Source organism: Aquabacterium sp. A3 (genome assembly GCF_038069945.1).
Classification (GTDB): domain Bacteria; phylum Pseudomonadota; class Gammaproteobacteria; order Burkholderiales; family Burkholderiaceae_C; genus Aquabacterium.
The window spans coordinates 1-21,274 of record NZ_JBBPEV010000007.1; the positions used below are offsets into that span (position 1 = coordinate 1).

A 21,274-nucleotide genomic window follows, 5' to 3' on the forward strand; every position below is an offset into this window, starting at 1 on the left:
GTCTTCTTGGTCGACAGGTTCAATCCCAGGCTGACTTGCTTCATGTCCTTGCGCCACGTATCAACTTGACGACATCATCATGCAAGACTCGCGCCTTGACGGCGGGTTTTGCAGACCTTCCCTAGGCGTTCTGTCTACGTTCGAACTTCTGTGAGCTGCCGGTGACAATTACAAAATGAACCAACAGGCCCTCTCCGCATTCATCTGGTCCGTCGCCGACCTGCTCCGTGGCGACTACAGACAATCCGATTACGGCAAGGTCATCTTGCCCTTCACCGTGTTGCGCCGCTTGGACTGCGTGCTCGAAGCCACCAAGCCAGCCGTGCTCAAAGAGCTTGAAGCCAAGACGAAGATGGGCGTGAACCCCGAGCCCTTCCTGCTCAAGAAAACCGGGTTGAAGTTCTTCAACCAATCGCCGCTGGACCTGCCCAAACTGCTGGGCGACCCCGACCACATCGCCCATAACCTGTTCACGTACGTGCAAGGGTTCTCGGCCGATGTGCGCGACATCTTTGATCACTTTGCATTCCAGGCCCAGATCGACCGCCTGGCCAAGGCAGGGCTGCTGTACCAGGTGGCCGAGAAATTTGCCCAGATCGACTTGCATCCTGACAAGGTCAGCAACATGCAGATGGGCCTGGTGTTTGAAGAACTGATCCGTAAGTTCGCTGAAATCTCGAACGAAACGGCGGGGGAGCACTTCACCCCGCGCGAGGTGATCCGCCTCATGGTGGACCTGATCTTCATCGAAGACAGCGAAGCGCTGTCCGTGCCTGGCGTGGTGCGCACGCTGTACGACCCGACCGCGGGCACCGGCGGCATGCTCAGCGTGGCAGGCGAATACCTGTCCGCCATGAACCCGCAGTCGCGCCTGACGGTGTACGGCCAGGAGCTGAACCCCGAGTCGCACGCCATCTGCAAGGCCGACATGCTCATCAAGGGCCAAGACGTGGCCAACATCGCCTTCGGCAACACGCTGAGCGACGACGGCCACCCCACCATGAAGTTCGACTACATGCTGGCCAACCCGCCCTTTGGCGTGGAATGGAAGAAGGTCGAAAAAGAAGTGCGCAAGGAGCACGAGCAACGCGGCTTCGATGGCCGCTTCGGCCCCGGCCTGCCGCGCGTGTCAGACGGCTCCATGCTGTTCCTGCTGCACTTGCTCAGCAAGATGCGCCCCGCCAAAGACGGCGGCAGCCGCTTCGGTATCGTGCTCAACGGCTCGCCCCTGTTCACGGGCGGCGCGGGCAGCGGCGAAAGCGAGATCCGCCGCTATGTGCTGGAAAACGACCTGGTCGAGGCCATCGTGGGCCTGCCGGGCGACATGTTCTACAACACGGGCATTGGCACCTACATCTGGGTCATCAGCAACCGCAAGCCTCAGGCCAGAGCGGGCAAGGTGCAGCTGATCGACGCCAGCGGCATGTGGCAGAAGATGCGCAAGAGCCTGGGCAGCAAACGCAAGGAGCTGAGCGACGCCCACATCGACCACATCACCCAGCTGTTCGGCCGCTTTGAAGAAGCCACGGGTGGCGACGGCAAGCCCATCAGCCGCATCTTTGCCAACGAGGCCTTTGGCTACCACACCATCACCGTGGAGCGCCCGCTGCGCGATGCCGAGGGCAAGGTGGTGGTGGGCGAGAAGGGCAAGCAAAAAGGCAAGCCCCAGCCTGATTCCAGCCTGCGCGACACCGAGAACGTGCCCCTGACCGAAGACGTGGGCGAGTACTTCAAGCGCGAGGTGCTGCCCCATGCACCCGACGCCTGGATCGACCCTGAGAAGACCAAGGTGGGCTATGAAATTCCGTTCAACCGGCACTTTTATGTGTTCAAGCCACCGCGCCCGCTGGCCGAGATCGACGCCGACCTGAAGCGCACCACCGACCGCATCCTGGACATGATCAAGGGGCTGTCGGCATGAGCTTTCCGAGGTATCCGGCGTACAAGGAGAGTGGGGTTGAGTGGCTTGGAGCCGTTCCTGTCCACTGGGATGTGGCGCCATACAAGCGCATGGTCTCTTTGCAGAATGGCTCTGACCACAAACACATTGAATGTGATGATGGTTACCCGGTGATTGGATCAGGTGGTCAATTTGCCTGCGCGTCGGAGTTCATGCATGACGGTGAGTCAGTTCTTCTCGGCCGCAAAGGGACCATCGACAAACCTTTGTACGTATCCGGCAAGTTCTGGACCGTTGACACCATGTACTGGTCGAAGATCCAGCCGGGCGCATTCGGTCGATTCGCCTACTACTCGGCGCTAACGATTCCCTTCGGCTACTACTCGACCAACACAGCTCTTCCAAGCATGACGAAAAGTGTCTTGGAAGCACACTTGCTTGCCAGCCCGCCAGAGCAAGAGCAGGTTGCAATTGCAGCTTTCCTCGACCGCGAAACCGCCAAGATCGACGCCCTGGTGGCCGAGCAAGAGCAGCTCATCACCCTGCTCAAGGAAAAACGCCAGGCCGTCATCTCCCATGCCGTGACCAAGGGGCTGGACCCGTCGGTGCCGATGAAGGATTCGGGCGTCGAGTGGTTGGGGGAGGTGCCGGAGCATTGGCAGGTGAACAGGCTTCAGCGAGTCGTCAAGCCCGGTACATCAGTCACTTACGGCATCGTTCAGGCTGGCCCTGATTTCGAGGGCGGGATCCCATACATCAGAACGAGCGACATGGCTGGTGACGAGTTGCCAGTCGATGGTTATCCCAAAACATCCCCCGAAATCGACGCTTCTTATGCGCGGTCGAAGGTGTCTGCGGGCGATCTGGTCATTGCGATTCGTGCAACTGTTGGAAAGTGTCTTCCAGTGCCACAAGAGCTTGATGGGGCCAACTTGACGCAAGGAACAGCGCGTATCGCCCCCGGTCCAGACACCGATCCTGGATACCTGTTGTCCTTCATCAATGGGAACGCATCACAGACTTACTTTGACCGAATGGCTAAGGGGGCGACCTTCAGAGAAATCACGCTGGAAGTCCTTAGAAAGACACCCGTCTTGGTGCCGCCGCTTGATGAACAGTCGCAAATCGCTTCGTGGGTAAAGCAGCAGTCTGAACAGTTTTCATCTCTGATACGCGAAGCCGAGGAAGCACAAGTTTTGCTGAAAGAACGCCGCTCCGCCCTCATCTCCGCCGCCGTCACCGGCCAGATCGACGTGCGCGGCCTGGCCCTTGCAAAAGAAGCCGCATGACCCCCACCCCACAAACCATCCAGATCTACCTGCCCGGTGGCGACCCGCGCGGCATCCGCGTGGCCGAAGTCACCACGCGCATCGTGCAGGTCATCGAGGTGCCGCGCAGCCTGCTGCCCGCCTTCCAGACCATGCCCGAGAGCACCCAGGTGGCGGTGTACTTCCTGGTGGGCGAGTCTGACGACGGCACCGAGCGCCGCGTGTACGTGGGCCAAACCGGCGACCTGCCCACCCGCCTGAAAGAACACAACCGGGCCAAGCCCTTCTGGCAACGCGCGCTGGTGCTGGTGTCTCGCACCCACAGCCTCACGCAAACACACGCGCTGTTTCTGGAATGGCACTGCCTGCAGGCCATCCGAACGGCGGGCCGCTTCACCGATGAAAACGGCAACGGCGGCTCGCGCCCCCACACGCCCCCGCCCATGGAGGCCGACTGCCTGGAGATGTTCGACACCGGCCGTACCCTGCTGGCCACGCTGGGCTTCTCGCTGTTCGACCCGGTGGCCAGCGCGGGCGAGGCCGGCCAAGCCCCCGAGGTGTTCGTGTGCGAGGCCGCTGGCGCCAAGGGCCGTGGCCAGTACACCGAAGAAGGCTTCGTGGTGCTGCAAGGCTCGGTGGGCCGGCTGCAAAGCGTGCCGTCCATCCAGGGCACCTCAGACGACAACTTCCGCCAGCGCCTGCTGGAGCAAGGCGTGATGCGCGCCGAGGGCGACACCGTCGTCTTCCAGAGCGACCACCTGTTCCGCTCGCCCAGCATGGCAGCGGTGGCGCTGCTGGGCCGCACGGCCAACGGCTGGCTGGAGTGGAAGACGCCCGAGGGGCGCACGCTGGACGAGGTCAAAAGGCAGTCAAGCTGACAGTTTTGGACTTTTTTCTACAAAACATTGTTGATTTGTGCTGATAATGTGGTGTCTGAAGTCGATTTCCGGCCCAGACGTCAACCATGCTGCATCGCTACGCCTTTTCCAATTTCCAGAGCTTTCGTGAATCGACCGAGGTGAACTTGCGCTTGAACCGCAAGGTGCCTCAGGTCGGTTGGGACGTGGTTTCTGTTGGTGGACACCGGCTCAGCACCGTGGCCGCCGTGATCGGTGCCAACGGTTCGGGCAAGACGGCCTTGCTCAAGCCGGTGGTGTTCTTGGCGTGGTTCTTGAAAAACTCCTTCCACGCGCAGGTTGACGCGCCCATCCCAGTCACGCCCCATTTCAGTTCCCCCAATGAGCCCACCGAGTTCGAGGTGGAAGCTGAGGGCCTGGATGGCCAAATGTGGCGCTACGTGCTGAGGCTGACACAGCAGCGTGTGTTGCACGAGGCGCTGTATCAGCAAAAGGTCAAGGGCTTCAGCTACGTGTTCGTGCGCGAGTGGGACGAATCAGCGCAGCATTACCAGGTCAAGCAGCAAGACTTCGGCATGGCCCCATCCGAAGCCCGCAAGGTGCGCCCCAATGCCTCGTTGATCTCGACTGCTGCCCAGTACGGTGTTGAACAGGCACAAATGTTCACCCGCATCCACCTGCAGACGAATGTGGTGGCCAACGGCCGAATGCCCTTCAGGGCTGACAGGGACTTGCCTGCGGCAGCCAAGCACTTCGCGCTCAACCAAGCGCAGCAAACCCAAATGGCGTCGTTGCTCAAGGCCTGGGATTTGGGCCTGAGCGATGTGCAAGTACGCGAGCACACACTGCAAATGCCTGGCGAAGAGCCTCAGAAGGTTTGGCTGCCATTTGGCTTGCACACCGACCGCAACGGCCGCTCGCAAGAGCTTTCGCTTTTTGATGAGTCGAGCGGCACGCAAAGCGCATTCGTGCTGCTGGCGCGTTTGCTGCCAGCTTTGGCAGATGGCGGCTTGGTGGTCATCGATGAGTTCGAGAACGACCTGCATCCCCACATGCTGGAGCCCATCCTCGACCTGTTTGCCAACGAGGAAACCAACCCTCACCAAGCGCAAATCATCTTCACCTGCCACGCCATGGAGGTGCTCAATGTGCTGCACAAATCTCAAGTGATGTTGGTTGAGAAGAACGAGGATTGCGAAAGCACCGCCTGGCGCATGGACAGCATCCTGGGCATTCGCAACGACGATAACTTCTACGCCAAATACATGGCCGGCGCCTATGGCGCGGTGCCGCAGTTCTGATGGCCCAGCGCAAAGTCGATCATCCTGCCCGGCAACAACGCCGAACGGCGTTGCTCGTTGGTGAGGGCCTTGCCGAACAGGTCTTTCTGACCCACCTTAAGGCGTTGTATGTGGCTCGTGGGCACAAGCAGATCACGGTTAAAAACGCCAAGGGCAAGGGTGGAGCCCATGTGCTCGACTACACCCGGCGACAAGGCCTGCAGGCTGCGTTCGACGAGAAGGCCGCTTTGTTGGATACCGACACCGATTGGGACGACGAGCAACGTGCGTTGGCCAAGAAGTGGGGCATCGAGGTGATTGAAGCGCAGCCTTGCCTGGAGGCATTGCTGCTGCGAATCGCAGGCCAGCGCGTGCCCCATGGCACAGAACCCTGCAAGAAGGCGTTTGCTAAGCAATTTGGCGCACCAGCCCACGAGGCGGCTGTTCTTGAGCGGCATTTCACGCAGGCAGTGCTGGACAAGGCGAGGGCCACCCTGCCTGCCTTGGAGCAACTGGTGCAGTTTCTGCTGCGCTGAACCTGGCTTCAGGAGTCAGAAGACGCCATCTGGAGGCAAAATCAACCGATAAGAGGCCGACAGGGGGGTCACGTGGCTTTGCATTTGGAAGTTGAGTTCGAGAAAGACATCTGCCACCATCTGGCCGCCAATGGCTGGCTGTATGCAGAAGGCGATGCCAAGGGCTACGACACGCCGCGTGCCTTGTTCCCGGCCGATGTGCTGGCCTGGGTGCAAGCCACCCAACCCGATGCCTGGGCCACGCTGACCAAGGCCCACGGCACCCATGCCGAATCCATGCTGCTAGACCGCCTGCGCAAGCAGATGGACGACCGGGGCACGCTGGACGTGCTGCGCGTGGGCCTGGAAATGCTGGGCCTCAAAGCGCCACTGAAGATGGCCCAGTTCAAGCCCGCGCTGGACATGAACCCTGAGCTGCAGGCCCGCTACGCCGCCAACCGCCTGCGCGTGGTGCGCCAGGTGCGCACCAACCACGACGACATCATCGACCTGGTGCTGTTCTTGAACGGCATCCCTGTGGCCACGGCCGAGCTGAAGTCTGAGTTCACCCAGGGCATCAACGAGGCGGTGGAGCAATACAAGTTCGACCGCACGCCGAAGCCCAAGGGCAAGGCCTTTGCCGAGCCCCTGCTCGACTTCCCCCGTGGGGCGCTGGTGCACTTCGCCGTCACCAACCGCACGGTGATGATGACGACCAAGCTGCAAGGCCCCAGCACCTATTTCTTGCCCTTCAACATGGGCGACCACGGCGCGGCAGGCAACCCGCCCAACGGTAAGGGCCACCGCACAAGCTACCTGTGGGAACAGGTGTGGCAGCGCGACAGCTGGCTGGAAATCATCGCCCGCTACCTGGTGACGAAGAAGGACGACAAGAAGCGCCCGGTGGGCTACTTGTTCCCCCGGTATCACCAGCTCGATGCCACCCGCAAGCTGGTGCAGGCGGTGCTGGCCGAAGGTGTGGGGCAGAAGTACCTGATCCAGCACAGCGCGGGCAGCGGCAAGACCAACTCGATTGCCTGGACGGCGCACTTCCTGGCCGACCTGCACGACGCGGCCAACAACAAGTTGTTCAGCACCGTGCTGGTGGTGAGCGACCGCACCGTGCTCGACACCCAGCTGCAAGAAGCCATCTTCGACTTCGAACGCACGGCGGGCGTGGTGGCCACCATCAAGGGCGAAAGCCAGAGCAAGAGCGGAGAGCTGGCCGAAGCCCTGTCAGGCGGCAAGAAGATCGTGGTGTGCACCATCCAGACGTTTCCGTTTGCGCTCAAAGCCGTGCAAGAGCTGGCGGCCACGCAAGGCAAGCGCTTTGCCGTGATCGCCGACGAAGCCCACAGCTCGCAAACCGGCGAGGCCGCAGGCAAGCTCAAGCAGGTGCTTTATGGGCAACTGAGCGCCCAAGAGCTGCAAGACCTGGCCGATGGCGGCGAGCTGAGCACCGAAGACATCCTGGCCGCACAGATGACGGCCAAAGCCGGCGAAGCGGGCGCCCCTTCGGCCGTGACCTATGTGGCCTTCACCGCCACGCCCAAGGCCAAGACGCTGGAGCTGTTTGGCCGCAAGCCCAACCCTGACCAGCCCGCCGGCCCTGACAACCTGCCCGCGCCGTTTCACGTCTATTCGATGCGCCAGGCCATCGAAGAGGGCTTCATCCTCGACGTGCTGAAGAACTACACCTCGTACAAGCTGGCCTTCAAGCTGGCCCACAACGGCAAGGAGTGGGACGACAAAGAGGTCGAGCGCAGCGAAGCCCTCAAAGGCCTGATGCGCTGGGTGCGCCTGCACCCCTACAACATTGCCCAGAAGGTGCAGGTGGTGGTGGAGCACTTCCTGGAGAACGTGCAGCCGCTGCTCAAGGGGCATGCCAAGGCCATGGTGGTGGTGGGCAGCCGCGTGGAGGCCGTGCGCTGGAAGCTGGCGGTGGACGACTACATCAAGGCCCAGGGCTACGCGCTGGGCACCCTGGTGGCCTATTCCGGCGAGGTGAACGACCCGAAGGCGCTGCCCGAGCCGGTCACCGAAAACAGCACCCAGTTGAACCCGGGCTTGAAGGGCCGCGACATCCGTGATGCCTTCGCCACCGACGAGTTCCAGATCCTGCTGGTGGCCAACAAGTTCCAGACCGGCTTTGACCAACCCTTGCTGTGCGGCATGTACGTCGACAAGAAGCTGGCGGGCATCCAGGCCGTGCAGACCTTGTCGCGTCTGAACCGGGCCTACAACGGCCCGCACGGGCTGAAGGACACCACCTACATCCTCGACTTCGCCAACGATCCGCAAGAAATCCTGGCGGCCTTCCAGACCTACTTTGAGACCGCCGAGCTGGCCGGCGTGACCGACCCGAACATCATCTTCGACCTGCGCGCCAAGCTGGATGCCACCGGCCACTACGACGACTTCGAGGTGGAGCGCGTGGTACAGGTGGAGCTGAACCCCAAGGCCACGCAGGCCCAACTGGTGGCCGCCATCGAACCAGTGGCCGACCGGCTGCTCAAGCGTTTCAAAGTAGCCACTGAGGCGTTCAAGGCGGCATCTGAGAAGCTGCCCGGTGGCGAGCTGGGCCCGGATGGCCAGGCCGCCAAGGACGAACTGGAAGCCCTGACGCTGTTCAAGCGCGACCTGGGCACCTTCGTGCGTGTGTATGCCTTCTTGTCGCAGATGTTCGACTACGGCAACACGGCCATCGAGAAGCGGTCGATCTTCTTCAAACGCCTGATGCCCTTGCTGGACTTTGGCAAAGAGCGTGAAGGGGTGGACCTGTCCAAAGTGATCCTGACGCACCATAAGCTCAAGAAGCAGGGTGGAGCAGCCCTGGTGCTGGGCGAGGTGGATGGCGAGTACAAGCTCGACCCGATGACGGCTCCAGGCACAGGCCAGATCCAGGACAAGGAAAAGATCAAGCTGTCTGAGATCGTGCAGAAGGTGAACGACCTGTTCGATGGCGAACTGACCGAACACGACATGCTTGCCTTTGTTGACAACATCAAGGGCAAGATGATGGAGTCGGATCTGTTGGTTCAACAGGCCATGAACAACACCAAAGAGCAGTTCAGCAACTCACCAGACTTCACGGCGGAACAACTCAACGCCATCATCGATGCTTTTGATGCTTTCTCGACCATGAGCAAGCAGGCGCTTGATTCAGACAAGGTGCGCCAAGGCCTGAAGCACATATTGCTCGGACCGGCGGAGCTGTATGAGTCTTTGCGGAGCAGGGGGATGACGTCGCGCCAAGCTCAGTAGCCAAAGTGCTGTCCATGCCATTGAAGAAAATCTGGCAATGGCTTGAAGCGCTCCGGTAACTTAATGGTGCTTTGGTCGTATCTCAGCAAAGCATCAGCCAAGAAGCTGTCTGCGCTTTTGCGTTTCAGCGCGGGGGAAACGAGCACCAGGTACTCGGGGGTGACAGTGATCAGCCCTTGATCAAACGCCCGATCATGCAGCGCCGATAGGCACAAGCCGTTCTGTGGGTTGAGGCGGTTGTGGTGATCTTCACGCCACGGCACGATGTGGCTGGCAATCAGCAAGCGCTCGTCAGACAACCCACTGATGCAACATGTGCTGTTGTAGCTGCTCAGCACGGCGCGCCGAAACAAATGTTGATTGGCGCGAACGCGCACCAGGGCGGTTCTTGTTCGGCCTTCTGTGTGCGTCCAGGTTTCTGGCGCTTCGGCTTCCGGTGTTTCAGGTTGCGCACCCGTGAATCGGGTGTAGCTGTCATGGGCTGCCAGCGCTGTGGTGTCCCAGTTGCTTTGCAGTTCCTTCCACACCGCTCGGTCTAATGCGGAGGCGCCTGCAAGCCCTTTGCGACCGCTGGCGGTGATCTGAGGGTCTAGGCTGGCCAGGTTAGTCAGCTTCATGGCCACAGAGCTGGGCGTGCGCTCCATCTTGGTGGCCAGGGCTTGGATGTCGGCATTGCCCTTGTGCAGTTGCCCAAAGCTCAGTTGCGTGTACAGGTGCAGCGCGGCCAGCACCTCGTCGCGTGTCCAGTCTCGCCTCACAGTTGCCTCCCAGGTCGCTTGGACGGGGCGTCGATGTCTTCAAAGCGAACCAGGCGCGGGGCACCCTGCGCAATGCGGGCCAGCGCCATCAGGATCAGCAAGGGCTTGTGCACGGCGCGTTGCTCGCCGCGCTGAAACACGCGGATGCGGTCAAAGGCCTTGAGGACGTCCTGGCTGGAAAGCGGCATGGGTCAGGGATGGCGGCGTTGCACCAGCATATTCAACCACGCCTGCCCTTCCCCCGGCCGCTGGTCGGTCGTCACCCAGGTGCTGATGTGCGCCACATCGGGCAGGGCACTCAGCCAGGCCGCCACGCGGGCCTCGGTGGCATCGGTGAAGGGGCGGCCCAGGTTGTCCACGCGTTGGCTGGGCTGGGCATCGTCGCCCAGCTTGTAGCTGGCATAGGCCACGCCACCCGGGGCCAGTAAGGCCCACAGGGTTTGCCAGGCGCGGGGCTGATCAGCCTCGGGCAGGTGCAGCAAGCTGGCGCAGGCCCACAGGCCCTCAAACCGGGCATCGGGCGGCAGGCCCAGGCTGCCGGGCCCCTGCAGTTGCAGCACGTTGGCCGTGGCCACGGGCAGGCCAGTGTGCTGCGCGGCCAGTTGGGCCAGCTCGGGGCTGGCGTCAAAGGCCGTGACCTGGTAGCCGCGCTGCGCAAAGGCCCGTGCATCGCGGCCAGAGCCGCAGCCCACATCCAGCACGCGCCCGCCCGCCGGCAGCAGCGGCAAGAAGCGCGCGTACAGCGGGGTCATGTCCACGCTGCGCGTGGCGGTGGCGTAGGCCTGGGCGTGGTGGCGGTAGTGCGGAATGTCGATCACATCGTTGGAAAGAGCATGTCGTATCGCGAGCTTAGCGCCCGGATCTCAGTGCTGTTCGCCTAGTGCAATCGCACGCAACTCGTCCAGTTCATCGGCTGAGCGGGCTTCGGCAGGACCGGATGCCAGGCCCTCTTCAATCAGGCCTTGCAGGCGCTGCAGGGGCTGCACTTCATCGTTTTGGTGGATGAGGTCGCGAAGGTTGGGGCTGGGGCTCATGAGCGGGATCATCTCCAGTGCCAAGGTCGTTGTCAAACAGGCCCTTGGCTGAACAAAAAGTTGCCAGAACGGCCTTTTCTGAAGAAAAAGTGGGCGGGCTGAAGATTTTTCTGCGCGCTGGCCGGCTCGGCAGTCCCACCATCAACCATCTTCCCAAATTTTGCCAATCTCACTAGTCTGTGCCGCATGAGCACATTGACCATCTCATTGCCTGACCAACTCAAGGCATTTGTGGACGAGCTGGTCAACCAGCGGGGCTACAGCACCAGTACCGAGTACGTGTGTGAGCTGATCCGCAAAGACCAAGGCCGCCTGCAGTTGCACAACTTGCTGTTGGCCGGTGCGGCCTCGGCAGCTACCGAGCCCGTGGCCGAGGCCTATTTCGATGGGCTGAGACAGCGTGTGCGTGCAGCCCGCCCATCGCGCGGCCCCCGGCCACGGGGTCACGGCGTTTCGCCCACGAGTTGAACCCGCCTGGCAGGTGCGAACTGTCCCATGACATCATGCAAGCCGTCTTGATCAACCCAGGAGCCCGTGATGCGCTATGTGCAGATTCGCCTGCATGGCGAAACCATGTCCGACGAAACCAAGCAGCACCTGATGCTGGCGGTTCAGCAGGCCTTGATTTCGGTGACCGGGCATGACGATGTGCCGGCCTGCATCACCATCGACGAGGTGCCGGCCAGCAACTGGCGCCTGATGTCGCCTACGGACGAGGGCGAGGCCGAGGGCAGTCGTGGTGCACAGAGCAACCGCAAGCAGCCGCCACTGGCGCCGGTGGGGCAGTTTGACTACCGTGGTGGTCCTGACTTTGGCAGCACGGGCATCATTGCCCACCTGGCGGGCCTGCCCGGTGCGCGCTACACCAATCCGGCCGAGGCGGGTTTGATCACTGTGACGGCGTCGTCACTGGCGCCGGATTCGAGCCCGCCCAGTGCCGTGCTGGGCAACGAGGTGGTGCGCTTTGTGACCAAGGCGGCGCCCAACAGCTGGGTGCAGTTTGATTTTGGGCAGCACCGGGTGGCGCCCACGCACTATGCCTTGCGCCACTACGCCAGCTGGGACACCGAGGCCCTGCGCTCGTGGACGCTGGAGGGCTCTGAAGACGGTACCACCTGGTGCTTGTTGAGCATGGTGCAGAACGACGCATCGCTCAATCAGCGTGGTGCCACGCACACCTGGGCCACGAATCAGTTGTTTGCAGGGGTGCACTTCAGGTACTTGCGCTTGACGCAGCGCGGGCCCAATTCCAACCAACACCATTTCCTGGCGCTGTCGGGGTTTGAGGTGCACGGCGCCCTGGCCCGGGTGGCCGTGACCGCCCCCGATGTGAACACGATGGCGCTGGAGCGCCTGAAGGGGCGCTTGAAGCAGGCGGCGGGCGCCCAGCAGATCAGGCGGCGTGAGCTGCGGTGATGCGCGCAGCGTGCAGCGTGCCGATCACACCCGCACGACCGTGTCGCTGTACAACGCCACCATGGGGTCGTGGGTGAGCAGCCGCATGGGCTCGGTCAGCGCCTGTGCCACCAGCATGCGGTCGAACGGATCTTGGTGGTGCCCGGGCAGTTCGCCCACGGCGCAGGCATGCTCAGGCTCGACCGCCAGAAACCGGTAACCGGCTTCTTGAAAGTAAGCCATGGCTTGCGAGCCCGAGATGGGCATGTCGCCCCGGCCCAGGCTGTGTTTGATGGCGATCTCCCACAGGGCCACGTGGGTGTCCAGCAGCAGGTTCACCGCGCTGCCTGCCCAGTGAACAGTCGTGCCACGGTGTCGTTGTGGGCATCGATGTCATCGGGCACCTCAAAGGCACCCTTGGCGACGCCAATGCGGCGGCCCACGCCGGGGTTGTCGATGGGCACCAGCTTGGCCGCCGGCCGGCCGTTGCGGGCGATCACGATTTCGCGGGCCTGTCCTTGCTCGATCGACTCGACCAGGCGCGACAGCGACGATTTGGCTTGCAGCATGTTGACCGAGGGCATGGTGGTATCTCCAGATAATGCCTTAGTTTAGTCTGGCTAAGTTCTTTCAGCAAGGGATGCCGAGGGGCGCCGCGACGGCCGAAGCGGCCCACCTCCAGAAAGCACCATGGCCCCTGCGAAAATCGCCAGACTGTCTGGACCACCGTCCCTCAAGCCGCCATCCGCTCCACCCTGAAGCGGCCCACCATCTCGGCCAGGGCGCCGGCCTGGTGGCGCAGGCTCTCGGCGGCGGCGGTGCTTTCTTCCACCAGCGCGGCGTTGTGCTGCGTCACCTCGTCCAGCTGCGACACGGCGTCGCTCATCTGCGAGATGGCGGTGGACTGGCCGGCAGCGCTGTCGCTGATCTCGGTGATCAGCTCGGCCACCTGGTTGACCTGGCCAACGATCTCGCCGATGGCGCCGCCCGCGGTTTCGATCAGGCGTGAGCCGGTTTCCACCCGCTCGACGCTGGCGCTGATGAGGCCACGGATTTCTTTGGCGGCCGTGGCGCTGCGCTGCGCCAGGGTGCGCACCTCGCCGGCCACCACGGCAAAGCCGCGCCCTTGTTCACCGGCCCGCGCGGCCTCCACCGCCGCGTTCAGGGCCAGGATGTTGGTCTGGAAGGCGATGCCGTCGATCACCGAGATGATGTCGGCCACCTTGCGCGAGCTGGTGGTGATGTCCTGCATGGTGGTGACCACCTCGCCCATGACGTTGCCGCCGCTGTGGGCCGCATTGCGCGCCTGATCGGCCATTTGCCGGGCCTGGTGCGCGGTGGTGGCGTTGCGTTCCACCGTCGAGCGAATCTCCATCATCGAGGCCGAGGCCTGCTGCAGGTTGGACGCCTGTTCTTCGGTGCGCTGGCTCAGGTGGGCGCTGCCCACGGCCACCTGGGTGGAGCCCGTGGCGATGGAGTCGCTGCTGCTGCGCACCTGGTTGACCAGTTGCGCCAGTTGGCCTTGCATCGTGCCCAGGGCCGACATCACGCTGTGGGCGGGCGCCTGGGCCGCCAGGGGGAGGGGGCTGAGGTCGCCGCTGGCCACCTGCAGGGCGGCGGCATTGAGCTCGCCGGGCTCACTGCCCAGGGCTTGCCACAGGTTGTGCACCAGCGCCCAGCCCAGGCCGATGGCCGACACCAGGGCCACCACGCCCAGGCACAGCAAGATCAGGTGCTGTTCGGCGTGGTGCGCCTCGGCCTCGGCAATCATCTGGTGCCCGCGCTGGTGGGCCAGCGACACGTAGTCTTCCACGGCGGCCAGCAAGGCCTTGAGCAGCGGCCGGCACTCGGTGTTCATGCTGGCCACTGCGGCGTCGCGCTGCCCCTGGCTGGCCAGCGCCACGATGCGGGTGGCCACGGGCCCGTATTGCGCCTCAACGGCGGCGATGGCCTTGGCGCGGGCCAGCACTTCGGGGGGCAGGTGGCCCTCCGAGGCCATGTCAACGAGTTGCTTGAGCTGTGCGCTCACCTGGGCCTCGGCCTGCTGCACGGCCTGCATTTCTTCGGCCACGTCCTGCGGCGCCGTGACCAGCACCAGGTTGCGCGCCGCGATGGCGCGCCGCTCGACCGCGTCGCGCACGCCCTCGGCCAGCGTGGCCCGGGCGTTGACGCCATTGACGAAGTCTTCCAGCCGGTCGTTGGCGTCACCCAGCGAGATCAGCGAAGAAACCGCCATCGTGGCCATCAAGGTCGCCATGATGCCTTGGGTCAGGACCAGTTTGGCCCGTACTGTCAAATTGCGCATCGCGCGCCCTTTCCTGATCAAGCGCCCGCCACGTGGGCGCTTGATCGGATTTCGTCAAATCCACAAGAAACTAAAGCCTTATAAAAATGATGGGATTTGACGCGCGGGCTGGGTTCAGTGCGCCAGGTGCTCTCGCATCAGGCGCAGCATGTCGTGGGCCGAGGCCGGGTGGTGCAGGCGCACGCTGATCACGGCGGCCTCCAGCGTGGCGTGGATGGGGTGATCGATGGGCACGTGCGCCAGTGATTTGCGCAGTTGGCGCAGGCCGTGCAGGGCCTCGTCTTCGTGGTCGCAGTACAGGTGGACTTCCACCGTGCGCAGGGCTTCGCCCAGGTCGGCGCGGTCGGTGGGGGTGCCCAGGGGCTGGGCGGTGCGGAGGGCCAGTGGGTTCATGAAGAGCTCCTAGAGTCGAGGCCTTCAGCGTGCGCCGCGCAGATGCCAGGACGCCTACATCCAGGCTTGTCTGTGTTTCAAATGTCATCTTGTCTGACATACAAGCGCCGCCCGGTGTCTGCATGATGGGCTCAACCTCATCCACAGGAGCACATCATGAAGTTGTCAGGCAAGACCGCCGTCATCACCGGCTCGGCCAGCGGCATCGGGCTGTCCATCGCCAAGTTGTTCGCCAAGGAAGGGGCGGCCGTGGTGATCGCCGACCTGAAGCTGGACGCCGCACGTGCCGCCGCCGCCGAGATCGAGCGCGAAGGCGGCACCTCGCTGGCTGTTGAGATGGACGTGACCAACGAAGCGGCCGTGAAGGCCGGCATGGACGAGGCCGCCAGGCACTTCAAGCACATCGACATCCTGGTGTCGAACGCCGGCATCCAGATCGTGGACCCGATCGAAGACTTCAGCTTCGATCATTGGAAGAAGATGCTGGCCATTCACCTGGACGGCGGCTTCCTGACCACGCGTGAAGCCGTGCGCCACATGAAGGCGCTAGGCACGGGCGGGGCCGTGATCTACATGGGCTCGGTGCACTCGCACGAGGCCTCGGCGCTGAAGTCGGCCTACGTGACGGCCAAGCACGGGCTGTTGGGCCTGGCGCGCGTGCTGGCCAAAGAAGGCGCCGCCTATGGCGTGCGCAGCAATGTGATCTGCCCGGGCTTTGTGCACACGCCCCTGGTGGAAAAGCAGATTCCCGAACAGGCCAGGACGCTGGGCATCTCTGAAGAAGAGGTGGTCAACAACGTGATGCTGGGCGGCACGGTGGACAAGGAGTTCACCACCGTGGACGACGTGGCGCAGACGGCGCTGTTTTTGGCGGCATTTCCCACCAACGCGCTCACGGGACAGTCGGTGGTGGTGAGCCACGGCTGGTTCATGCAGTGATCGCCGAGGCCTTGACCCGCTTCGACGAGGTGGCCCTGGTGCTGCAGGGTGGCGGGGCCCTGGGCAGCTACCAGGCGGGGGTGGTGGAAGGGCTGCTGGACGCCGCCATCGAGCCCACCTGGGTGGCGGGCATCTCCATCGGGGCCATCAATGCGGCCATCGTGGCGGGCAACGAGCCCGCGACGCGCTTGTCGGCCTTGCAGGGCTTCTGGAACGAGGTGTGCCGCTCGCCCGCGCCCTGGGCGCCTGTGGACGTGCCCGGCGTGGCGGCGTGGCCCGAACCCTGGCAGGTCTGGCATGGCCATGTGGCGGCCTGGAGCGCCTTGCTGTGGGGGCAGTCGGGCTTTTTCAAGCCGCGCTGGGCGCCGCCTTTGTGGCCCGGTGCGGGCAGCGCCGCCTCGGCCAGCTGGTACGACACCTCGGCCCTCAAGGCCACGCTGGAGCGCCATGTGGACTTTGACCGCATCAACCACCCTGGCAGCATGCGCCTGTCGGTGGGTGCGGTGCGGGTGCGCACGGGCAATATGCAGTATTTCGACAACCGCCGCCACCCGCTGCGGGCCGAGCACGTGATGGCCTCCGGCGCGCTGCCGCCGGGCTTCCCGGCGGTGATGATCGACGGCGAGCCCTATTGGGACGGTGGGCTCGTGTCGAACACGCCGCTGCAGCAGGTGCTGGACTCAGGCCGGTGCGCCCGCAACATGCTGGTGTTTCAGGTGGACCTGTGGCCGGCACGGGGCGACAGCCCCTCCAGCCTGGGCGAGGTGGCCGAGCGCCTGAAAGACATCCAGTACTCCAGCCGCACGCGCATGATCACCGACCACATGCGGGCCAAGGCCCAGCACCAGCGTGAGTTGGCCGAGTTGTTGGCGCTGATTCCCGCCAACCGGCGCAACGATGCGTTGGTGCAGCGCATGCAGGCCCGCGCCGAGCTGCAGCGTTGCAACGTGGTGCACCTGATCTACCAGGGCAAGCCCTGCGATGGCGAGTCGAAAGACTACGAGTTCAGCGCGCTGACCATGCGGCGCCACTGGGCCAGTGGCCTGGCCGACATGCGCCACAGCCTGGAGCGGCCCGGTTGGCTGGCCGTGCCCACCGACGAGCAGCCCTTCGTCACCCACGACGTGCACCGTCACGCGCCTGACTGAGCGCCGCGTGCACGGCGCGGCCCAGCTCGGCCCGCGTGACGGGCTTGGCCAGCACGCGGTTGACCAGGGCCTGGGTGAGTGCGTCATTGGCCATCACGTGGCCGCTGAGCAGCACCACGGGCAAGTCGGGGCGCAGGCCACGGGCGGCTTGGGCCAGCGCCGTGCCGCTGAGGCCCGGCATGCGTTCATCGGTCAGCAACAGGTCAAAGCGTTGTGGATCGTCCTGGAAGGCCTGCCAGGCCTGGGCGGGGTCGCTGGTGCCCACCGGCTCGTAGCCCAGGCTGGCCAGCAGGTCTTCGCACAGGGTGACCAGACCGGGCTCGTCGTCCACCACCAGCACGCACTGGCCCTGTCCCTCGGGCACCTCGGTGCTGACAGGCTGGGGGGCGGGGTGCTCGGTGCGGGTGCACAGCGGCAGGTACAGGTCAAAGCGGGTGCCACGCCCCGGCGTGCTGCGCACGTCGATGGCGCCGCCCATGTCGGTGGCCACGCTGTGCACCACGGCCAGCCCCAGGCCGGTACCCCCTCCTTGGCGGCCCGCACCCTTGGTGGTGAAGTAGGGCTCGAACAGGCGGGCCAGCACCTGCGCGTCCATGCCCTGGCCAGTGTCGGTCACGCTGATGCAGGCGTGCTCGCCGGCCGGCAGTTGCTGGTCGTACAGCGTCAGCTCGTGCGTGAGGTGGCGGCGCGTCACCGACACGCCCAGCACGTGCACCCCCTGGGCCGGTGGCGGCATGTCGTGCATGGCCTGCAAGGCGTTGGTGCACAGGTTCATCACCGCCTCGTAGAGGGCCGTGGGGTCGCCCTCCACCAGGCAGGGGGTGGCCAGCGTGGCCTGCACCTGCACGGATGCCGGCCGGCTGGCCTCCAGGTGATTGAGCACCTCTTGCACCACAGGCCCCGGCTGGAAGGGCACATGGTGGCGCACCTGCCCGCGCGAAAAGGCCAGGATGCGGGCCACCTGGTCACGGCCGCGCAGGCCGGCTTCGACCACCTGGTCCAGTTGCTGCGCTTGACGGCTGCCGGGGGGCGCCGCCTCCCGGGCCATCTCGCCAAAACCCACCACCGCCGCCAGCACGTTGTTGAAATCGTGCGCCACGCCGCTGGCCAGTTGCCCCAGGGCCTGCAGCTTGCGGGCACGGGCTTCTTGTTGCTCTCGTGCCCGCTGGGCCACCTGGGCGCGGGCCAGGCGCATGCCCAGCACGGTGGTGGCGGCCAGCATGGCGGCCATGATGCCTGCGGTCAGCCACGCCAGGTCGGTCCAGCGCGCCAGCACCACGGCCTTGGGCAGGCTCAGCACCCAGCGCATCGGGGTTTGGGTCAGCTCGGCGGTGGCCACCAGGGCATCGGGCATCGACTCGGGCACGGGTGAGGCGCCGCCTTCAACGCGCACCAGCTGAAGCCGAGCCTCGGGGCCGGGGCGGATCAGCTCGAAGCCGTCGGCCAGGAACTCGGGCGGGGCCGACAGCACCAGCACGCCCTTGAGCGCGCCGCGTTCGTTGCGCCAGGCCGAGGCCACCACGGCCGTGCGCTGCCCATCGATGGGCGACACAAAGGCATCGCTGACATGCAGCGGCGGCGCCCCCGGCGCGGTGGCATCGCGGAAGAAGGCCGTCTGGGCCACATCGGCGCGCAGCGGCGTGTCCACCGGCCGCGACGTGGCCAGGCGCACGCCCCGCGCATCAAACACCGACAACGCGCGGTAGGGCTGCAGCGAGCGCACGCGAGAGCGCAGCAACTGGCTGGCCTGGGGGCTGCGCGGGTCGATCAGACCGTGTTGCAGTTCGTCTTGGGTGTCGCGCAGCACCGAGGCGCCCAGGCGCAAGGTGCGGTCGGCCTGCAGGGCCATCATGCGCGCCAGGGCGTTGAGCGAGGTGGCTTCGCGCTCCAGCGTCTGGTGGCGCACCCACACCAGGGCGCTGATGCTCAAGGCGACCACCAGCAGCTCGGCCACCACCAAGGCATGAAACCACCCCGCCCTTTGAATGGATTTCACGGGCATGGGGGTTGGGCTTGTGCGCAAGCTGTCAGACTGCTCATGCACCCATTACAACGCAAGCCACGACATGACGTTTGCCGATGCCGAGATGCCCGCGCCCGCCCACGTGCTGGTGGTGGATGACGACCCGGCCATTGGTCAACTGCTGACGGAGTACCTGGGCGACCACGATTGGCGCGTGAGCACCGCCACCAATGGCCAAGGCATGCGCCAGGTGCTGGACGACGAAGCCATCGACCTCGTCATCCTGGACCTCAAGCTGGCCGGCGAGGACGGCATGGTGCTGGCGCGCGAGTTGCGCGAGCGGGCCAATGTGCCCATCGTGCTGCTGTCGGGCCGGCAAGACGAAGCCGATCGGGTGATGGGCCTGGAGCTGGGCGCCGACGACTACATCACCAAGCCCTTCAGCAACCGCGAGTTGCTGGCGCGCTTGCGCGCCGTGCGGCGGCGTTACCAGGTGCACACCCAGACCGAGCCGCTGGAAGAGCGCCGCCGCGCCTTCCGGTTTGCGGGCTGGGAGCTGAACCTGCGCACCCGCCGCCTGAACACGCCGCAAGGCGAGCGCATCGAGCTGAGCAACAACGAGTTCAGCCTGCTGGTGGCGTTTTGCTCGGCGCCGCAACGGGTGTTGAGCCGTGATCAGTTGCTGACCCTGTCGCGCCTGCACAGCGCCGAGGTCTACGACCGCACCGTGGACGTGCAGGTGCTGCGCCTGCGCCGCAAGATCGAGCCCGATCCGCTGCACCCGGTGCTGATCCGCACCGAGCGCGGGGCGGGTTACCTGTTTGACGCCACGGTCGAAACCTTGGTGTGAAGGCCCAGCAGCCGGCGGCGGGTTTTCTCGATGTTGTTGCGCAGCGCATAAAGCTCATCGGCGTGGGCCAGTGGCACGGTGATCTGGCTGGCCACGCGGTCGAGCTCGTCCAGCTCGTCCAGCAGCGCTTGCTGGTCGGACTCGGGGTCGTCCATGATGGCCTCGACCTCGCGCAGGCGGGCGTACCAGCGGAACACCCGACGGCGCACCCGGTAGGTGTACAGCGGCGGCACCACGCGCGACAGCGGCAACAGCAGCACGATCAAGCCACCGATGATCAGCCACATGCGCTCCAGCAGGTTGCTGGCCCAAAACGGCAGGTAGCGCTGCCAGAAGGGGGGCGTGCCATTGATGGCGCGGTCGCCCTCGGCGCTCACGGGCAGCTCGCTGGTGCTGGTGTTGGGGAAGTCGCGCGCGCCGCTGAACCAGCCCGCCTCGCCATGGATGTGCACAGCGGCTTGCGCAAAGCGCTGGCGCAGGGCCGGGTGCGTGTCGTCGCGCGTCAGCAAGGCCGTGGTGGCCGCCAGCAAACCGATGCTTTGCGGTGGGCGGTCGCCCGCCAGGTCGACCATGCCGCGCGGCAGCGTGACGGTTTGCAGGAACGGGAAGCGCCGGGCCATGGCATCGGCCTGGGGCAGGTCGGCCAGGGCGATGCCCGGCGACAGCAGCAGGCGCACCACGGTCACGGTTTCTGGCGCCGACACCAGCACCATCACATCCAGCTGGCCCGCTTGCAGGGCTTGTGCCGCCTCCTCGGGCGGCAGGTGCTGCAGCTGCAGCTCATCCGTGCTCACGCCATTGGCCCACAGCAGGCGCTGCACCAGATCCGGCACGCCGCTGCCGGCCTGGTCCACGTTCACGCGCAGGCCGCGCAATTGGGTGAGCGAATCCAGCGGGGCCGTGGGTGAGGCGTTCAAGGCGGCGGGGCGGTAGAAGATCCACAGCGGCTCGTAGAACAGCGAGCCCAGCGACATCAGCGCGCCCTGCGGCACGCCCGGCACGTTGGCGGCAGCGGCTTCGGCCTCGTCCAGGTCGGCGGCGGCACCACTGCCCCCGCGCACAAAGGCCAGGTCGGCCCGGCCATCGCGCAGGGCCTGCAGGTTGCCCACCGTGCCATCGGTGGGCAGCAGCGTCACGGTGATGCCATCGGCCGCCAGGGCCTGGGCGTAGCGCTGGCCAAAGGCCGCATAGGCGCTGCCCTCGGGCCCGGTGGCCAGGGTGACGGTTTTGGGTGGTTGGGGATCAAGCCACCAGTAGGCGCCCACCAGCACCGCCGCCACCAGCACCACCACCGGCCCGGCCGAGGTGATCAGGTCGCGCAGCGAGATGAGTGCATCACGCACGGCGTGTGAACAGTGGGACAGGCGGCGAGAAGATAGTGGGCGGCGCATGGCCGCTGACTATA

At 64.7% G+C, this 21,274-nt stretch carries 20 protein-coding genes and 1 pseudogene; 11 read left to right on the top strand and 10 right to left on the bottom strand.

Annotated features, from left to right (window positions below; translation table 11 throughout):
- The first annotated feature begins 175 nt into the window (after positions 1-175).
- The 6 genes from WNB94_RS16445 to WNB94_RS16470 all read left to right on the top strand — a co-directional run bounded on the left by WNB94_RS16445 (position 176) and on the right by WNB94_RS16470 (position 9,084).
- Entirely contained in the window at positions 176-1,921 is a 1,746-nt protein-coding gene (locus WNB94_RS16445) for a type I restriction-modification system subunit M (protein ID WP_341391461.1), read from the top strand.
- Positions 1,918-3,189 (top strand): restriction endonuclease subunit S, encoded by a 1,272-nt coding sequence (locus WNB94_RS16450; RefSeq protein WP_341391462.1) that lies wholly within the window; start codon positions 1,918-1,920, stop codon positions 3,187-3,189. Before WNB94_RS16445 ends, WNB94_RS16450 begins: the two co-directional genes overlap by 4 nt.
- Positions 3,186-4,046: a GIY-YIG nuclease family protein gene (locus WNB94_RS16455; RefSeq protein WP_341391463.1), complete on the top strand. Its 861-nt coding sequence runs from the start codon at positions 3,186-3,188 to the stop codon at positions 4,044-4,046. Before WNB94_RS16450 ends, WNB94_RS16455 begins: the two co-directional genes overlap by 4 nt.
- A gap of 86 nt (positions 4,047-4,132) precedes the next feature.
- Positions 4,133-5,326, top strand: coding sequence for an AAA family ATPase (locus WNB94_RS16460; protein ID WP_341391464.1), 1,194 nt, complete (start codon positions 4,133-4,135; stop codon positions 5,324-5,326).
- A complete protein-coding gene (locus tag WNB94_RS16465) occupies positions 5,326-5,841 on the top strand; it encodes a hypothetical protein (protein ID WP_341391465.1) in 516 nt (171 codons plus the stop codon). Before WNB94_RS16460 ends, WNB94_RS16465 begins: the two co-directional genes overlap by 1 nt.
- Positions 5,842-5,913: 72 nt before the next feature.
- Complete coding sequence (locus WNB94_RS16470) at positions 5,914-9,084, top strand: type I restriction endonuclease subunit R (RefSeq protein WP_341391466.1); 3,171 nt, start codon at positions 5,914-5,916, stop codon at positions 9,082-9,084.
- Here WNB94_RS16470 and WNB94_RS16475 read toward each other — a convergent pair.
- From WNB94_RS16475 to WNB94_RS16490, 4 genes and pseudogenes are all read right to left on the bottom strand, one after another.
- The gene (locus WNB94_RS16475; protein ID WP_341391467.1) at positions 9,078-9,701 is read right to left on the bottom strand and encodes an HNH endonuclease; all 624 of its coding nucleotides are present in this window, start codon (positions 9,699-9,701) and stop codon (positions 9,078-9,080) included. The genes WNB94_RS16470 and WNB94_RS16475 overlap by 7 nt on opposite strands.
- Before the next feature lie 155 nt (positions 9,702-9,856).
- A pseudogene (locus WNB94_RS16480) lies at positions 9,857-10,030 on the bottom strand (phosphorothioated DNA-binding restriction endonuclease family protein); the annotation flags it as partial.
- Between the two features lie 3 nt (positions 10,031-10,033).
- Positions 10,034-10,660, bottom strand: coding sequence for a class I SAM-dependent methyltransferase (locus WNB94_RS16485; RefSeq protein WP_341391468.1), 627 nt, complete (start codon positions 10,658-10,660; stop codon positions 10,034-10,036).
- A gap of 45 nt (positions 10,661-10,705) precedes the next feature.
- A complete protein-coding gene (locus WNB94_RS16490; RefSeq protein ID WP_341391469.1) occupies positions 10,706-10,876 on the bottom strand; it encodes a hypothetical protein in 171 nt (56 codons plus the stop codon).
- 186 nt (positions 10,877-11,062) lie between these two features.
- Here WNB94_RS16490 and WNB94_RS16495 point away from each other — a divergent pair, with 186 nt between their 5' ends.
- Together WNB94_RS16495 and WNB94_RS16500 are read left to right on the top strand one after the other, a co-directional pair.
- Positions 11,063-11,344 carry a ribbon-helix-helix domain-containing protein gene (locus WNB94_RS16495; protein WP_341391470.1) on the top strand — a complete coding sequence of 94 codons (282 nt, stop codon included), beginning with the start codon at positions 11,063-11,065 and terminating at the stop codon, positions 11,342-11,344.
- 69 nt (positions 11,345-11,413) lie between these two features.
- Positions 11,414-12,292 carry a discoidin domain-containing protein gene (locus tag WNB94_RS16500; protein WP_341391471.1) on the top strand — a complete coding sequence of 293 codons (879 nt, stop codon included), beginning with the start codon at positions 11,414-11,416 and terminating at the stop codon, positions 12,290-12,292.
- A gap of 24 nt (positions 12,293-12,316) precedes the next feature.
- Here the strand turns inward: WNB94_RS16500 and WNB94_RS16505 are convergent, their stop codons facing one another.
- The 4 genes from WNB94_RS16505 to WNB94_RS16520 form a co-directional block, all read right to left on the bottom strand.
- Entirely contained in the window at positions 12,317-12,610 is a 294-nt protein-coding gene (locus WNB94_RS16505) for a type II toxin-antitoxin system VapC family toxin (RefSeq protein WP_341391472.1), read from the bottom strand.
- The gene (locus WNB94_RS16510; protein ID WP_341391473.1) at positions 12,607-12,855 is read right to left on the bottom strand and encodes a type II toxin-antitoxin system Phd/YefM family antitoxin; all 249 of its coding nucleotides are present in this window, start codon (positions 12,853-12,855) and stop codon (positions 12,607-12,609) included. The genes WNB94_RS16505 and WNB94_RS16510 overlap by 4 nt, the downstream gene beginning before the upstream one ends.
- A gap of 149 nt (positions 12,856-13,004) precedes the next feature.
- Positions 13,005-14,576: a methyl-accepting chemotaxis protein gene (locus WNB94_RS16515; RefSeq protein ID WP_341391474.1), complete on the bottom strand. Its 1,572-nt coding sequence runs from the start codon at positions 14,574-14,576 to the stop codon at positions 13,005-13,007.
- A gap of 114 nt (positions 14,577-14,690) precedes the next feature.
- Entirely contained in the window at positions 14,691-14,969 is a 279-nt protein-coding gene (locus tag WNB94_RS16520; RefSeq protein ID WP_341391475.1) for a hypothetical protein, read from the bottom strand.
- 153 nt (positions 14,970-15,122) lie between these two features.
- Between WNB94_RS16520 and WNB94_RS16525 the strand changes: the two genes are divergently transcribed.
- Entirely contained in the window at positions 15,123-15,908 is a 786-nt protein-coding gene (locus tag WNB94_RS16525) for a 3-hydroxybutyrate dehydrogenase (RefSeq protein ID WP_341391546.1), read from the top strand.
- A complete protein-coding gene (locus tag WNB94_RS16530; RefSeq protein ID WP_341391476.1) occupies positions 15,905-17,056 on the top strand; it encodes a DUF3734 domain-containing protein in 1,152 nt (383 codons plus the stop codon). The genes WNB94_RS16525 and WNB94_RS16530 overlap by 4 nt, the downstream gene beginning before the upstream one ends.
- Here WNB94_RS16530 and WNB94_RS16535 read toward each other — a convergent pair.
- Positions 17,022-19,058: an ATP-binding protein gene (locus WNB94_RS16535; RefSeq protein WP_341391477.1), complete on the bottom strand. Its 2,037-nt coding sequence runs from the start codon at positions 19,056-19,058 to the stop codon at positions 17,022-17,024. The two genes, WNB94_RS16530 and WNB94_RS16535, sit on opposite strands and share 35 nt — an antisense overlap.
- 64 nt (positions 19,059-19,122) lie before the next feature.
- On the opposite strand from WNB94_RS16535, the gene WNB94_RS16540 reads away from it, so the two are divergent.
- Complete coding sequence (locus WNB94_RS16540) at positions 19,123-19,869, top strand: response regulator (RefSeq protein WP_341391478.1); 747 nt, start codon at positions 19,123-19,125, stop codon at positions 19,867-19,869.
- Here the strand turns inward: WNB94_RS16540 and WNB94_RS16545 are convergent.
- The gene (locus WNB94_RS16545) at positions 19,833-21,260 is read right to left on the bottom strand and encodes a TAXI family TRAP transporter solute-binding subunit (protein WP_341391479.1); all 1,428 of its coding nucleotides are present in this window, start codon (positions 21,258-21,260) and stop codon (positions 19,833-19,835) included. The two genes, WNB94_RS16540 and WNB94_RS16545, sit on opposite strands and share 37 nt — an antisense overlap.
- Positions 21,261-21,274 lie beyond the last annotated feature (14 nt).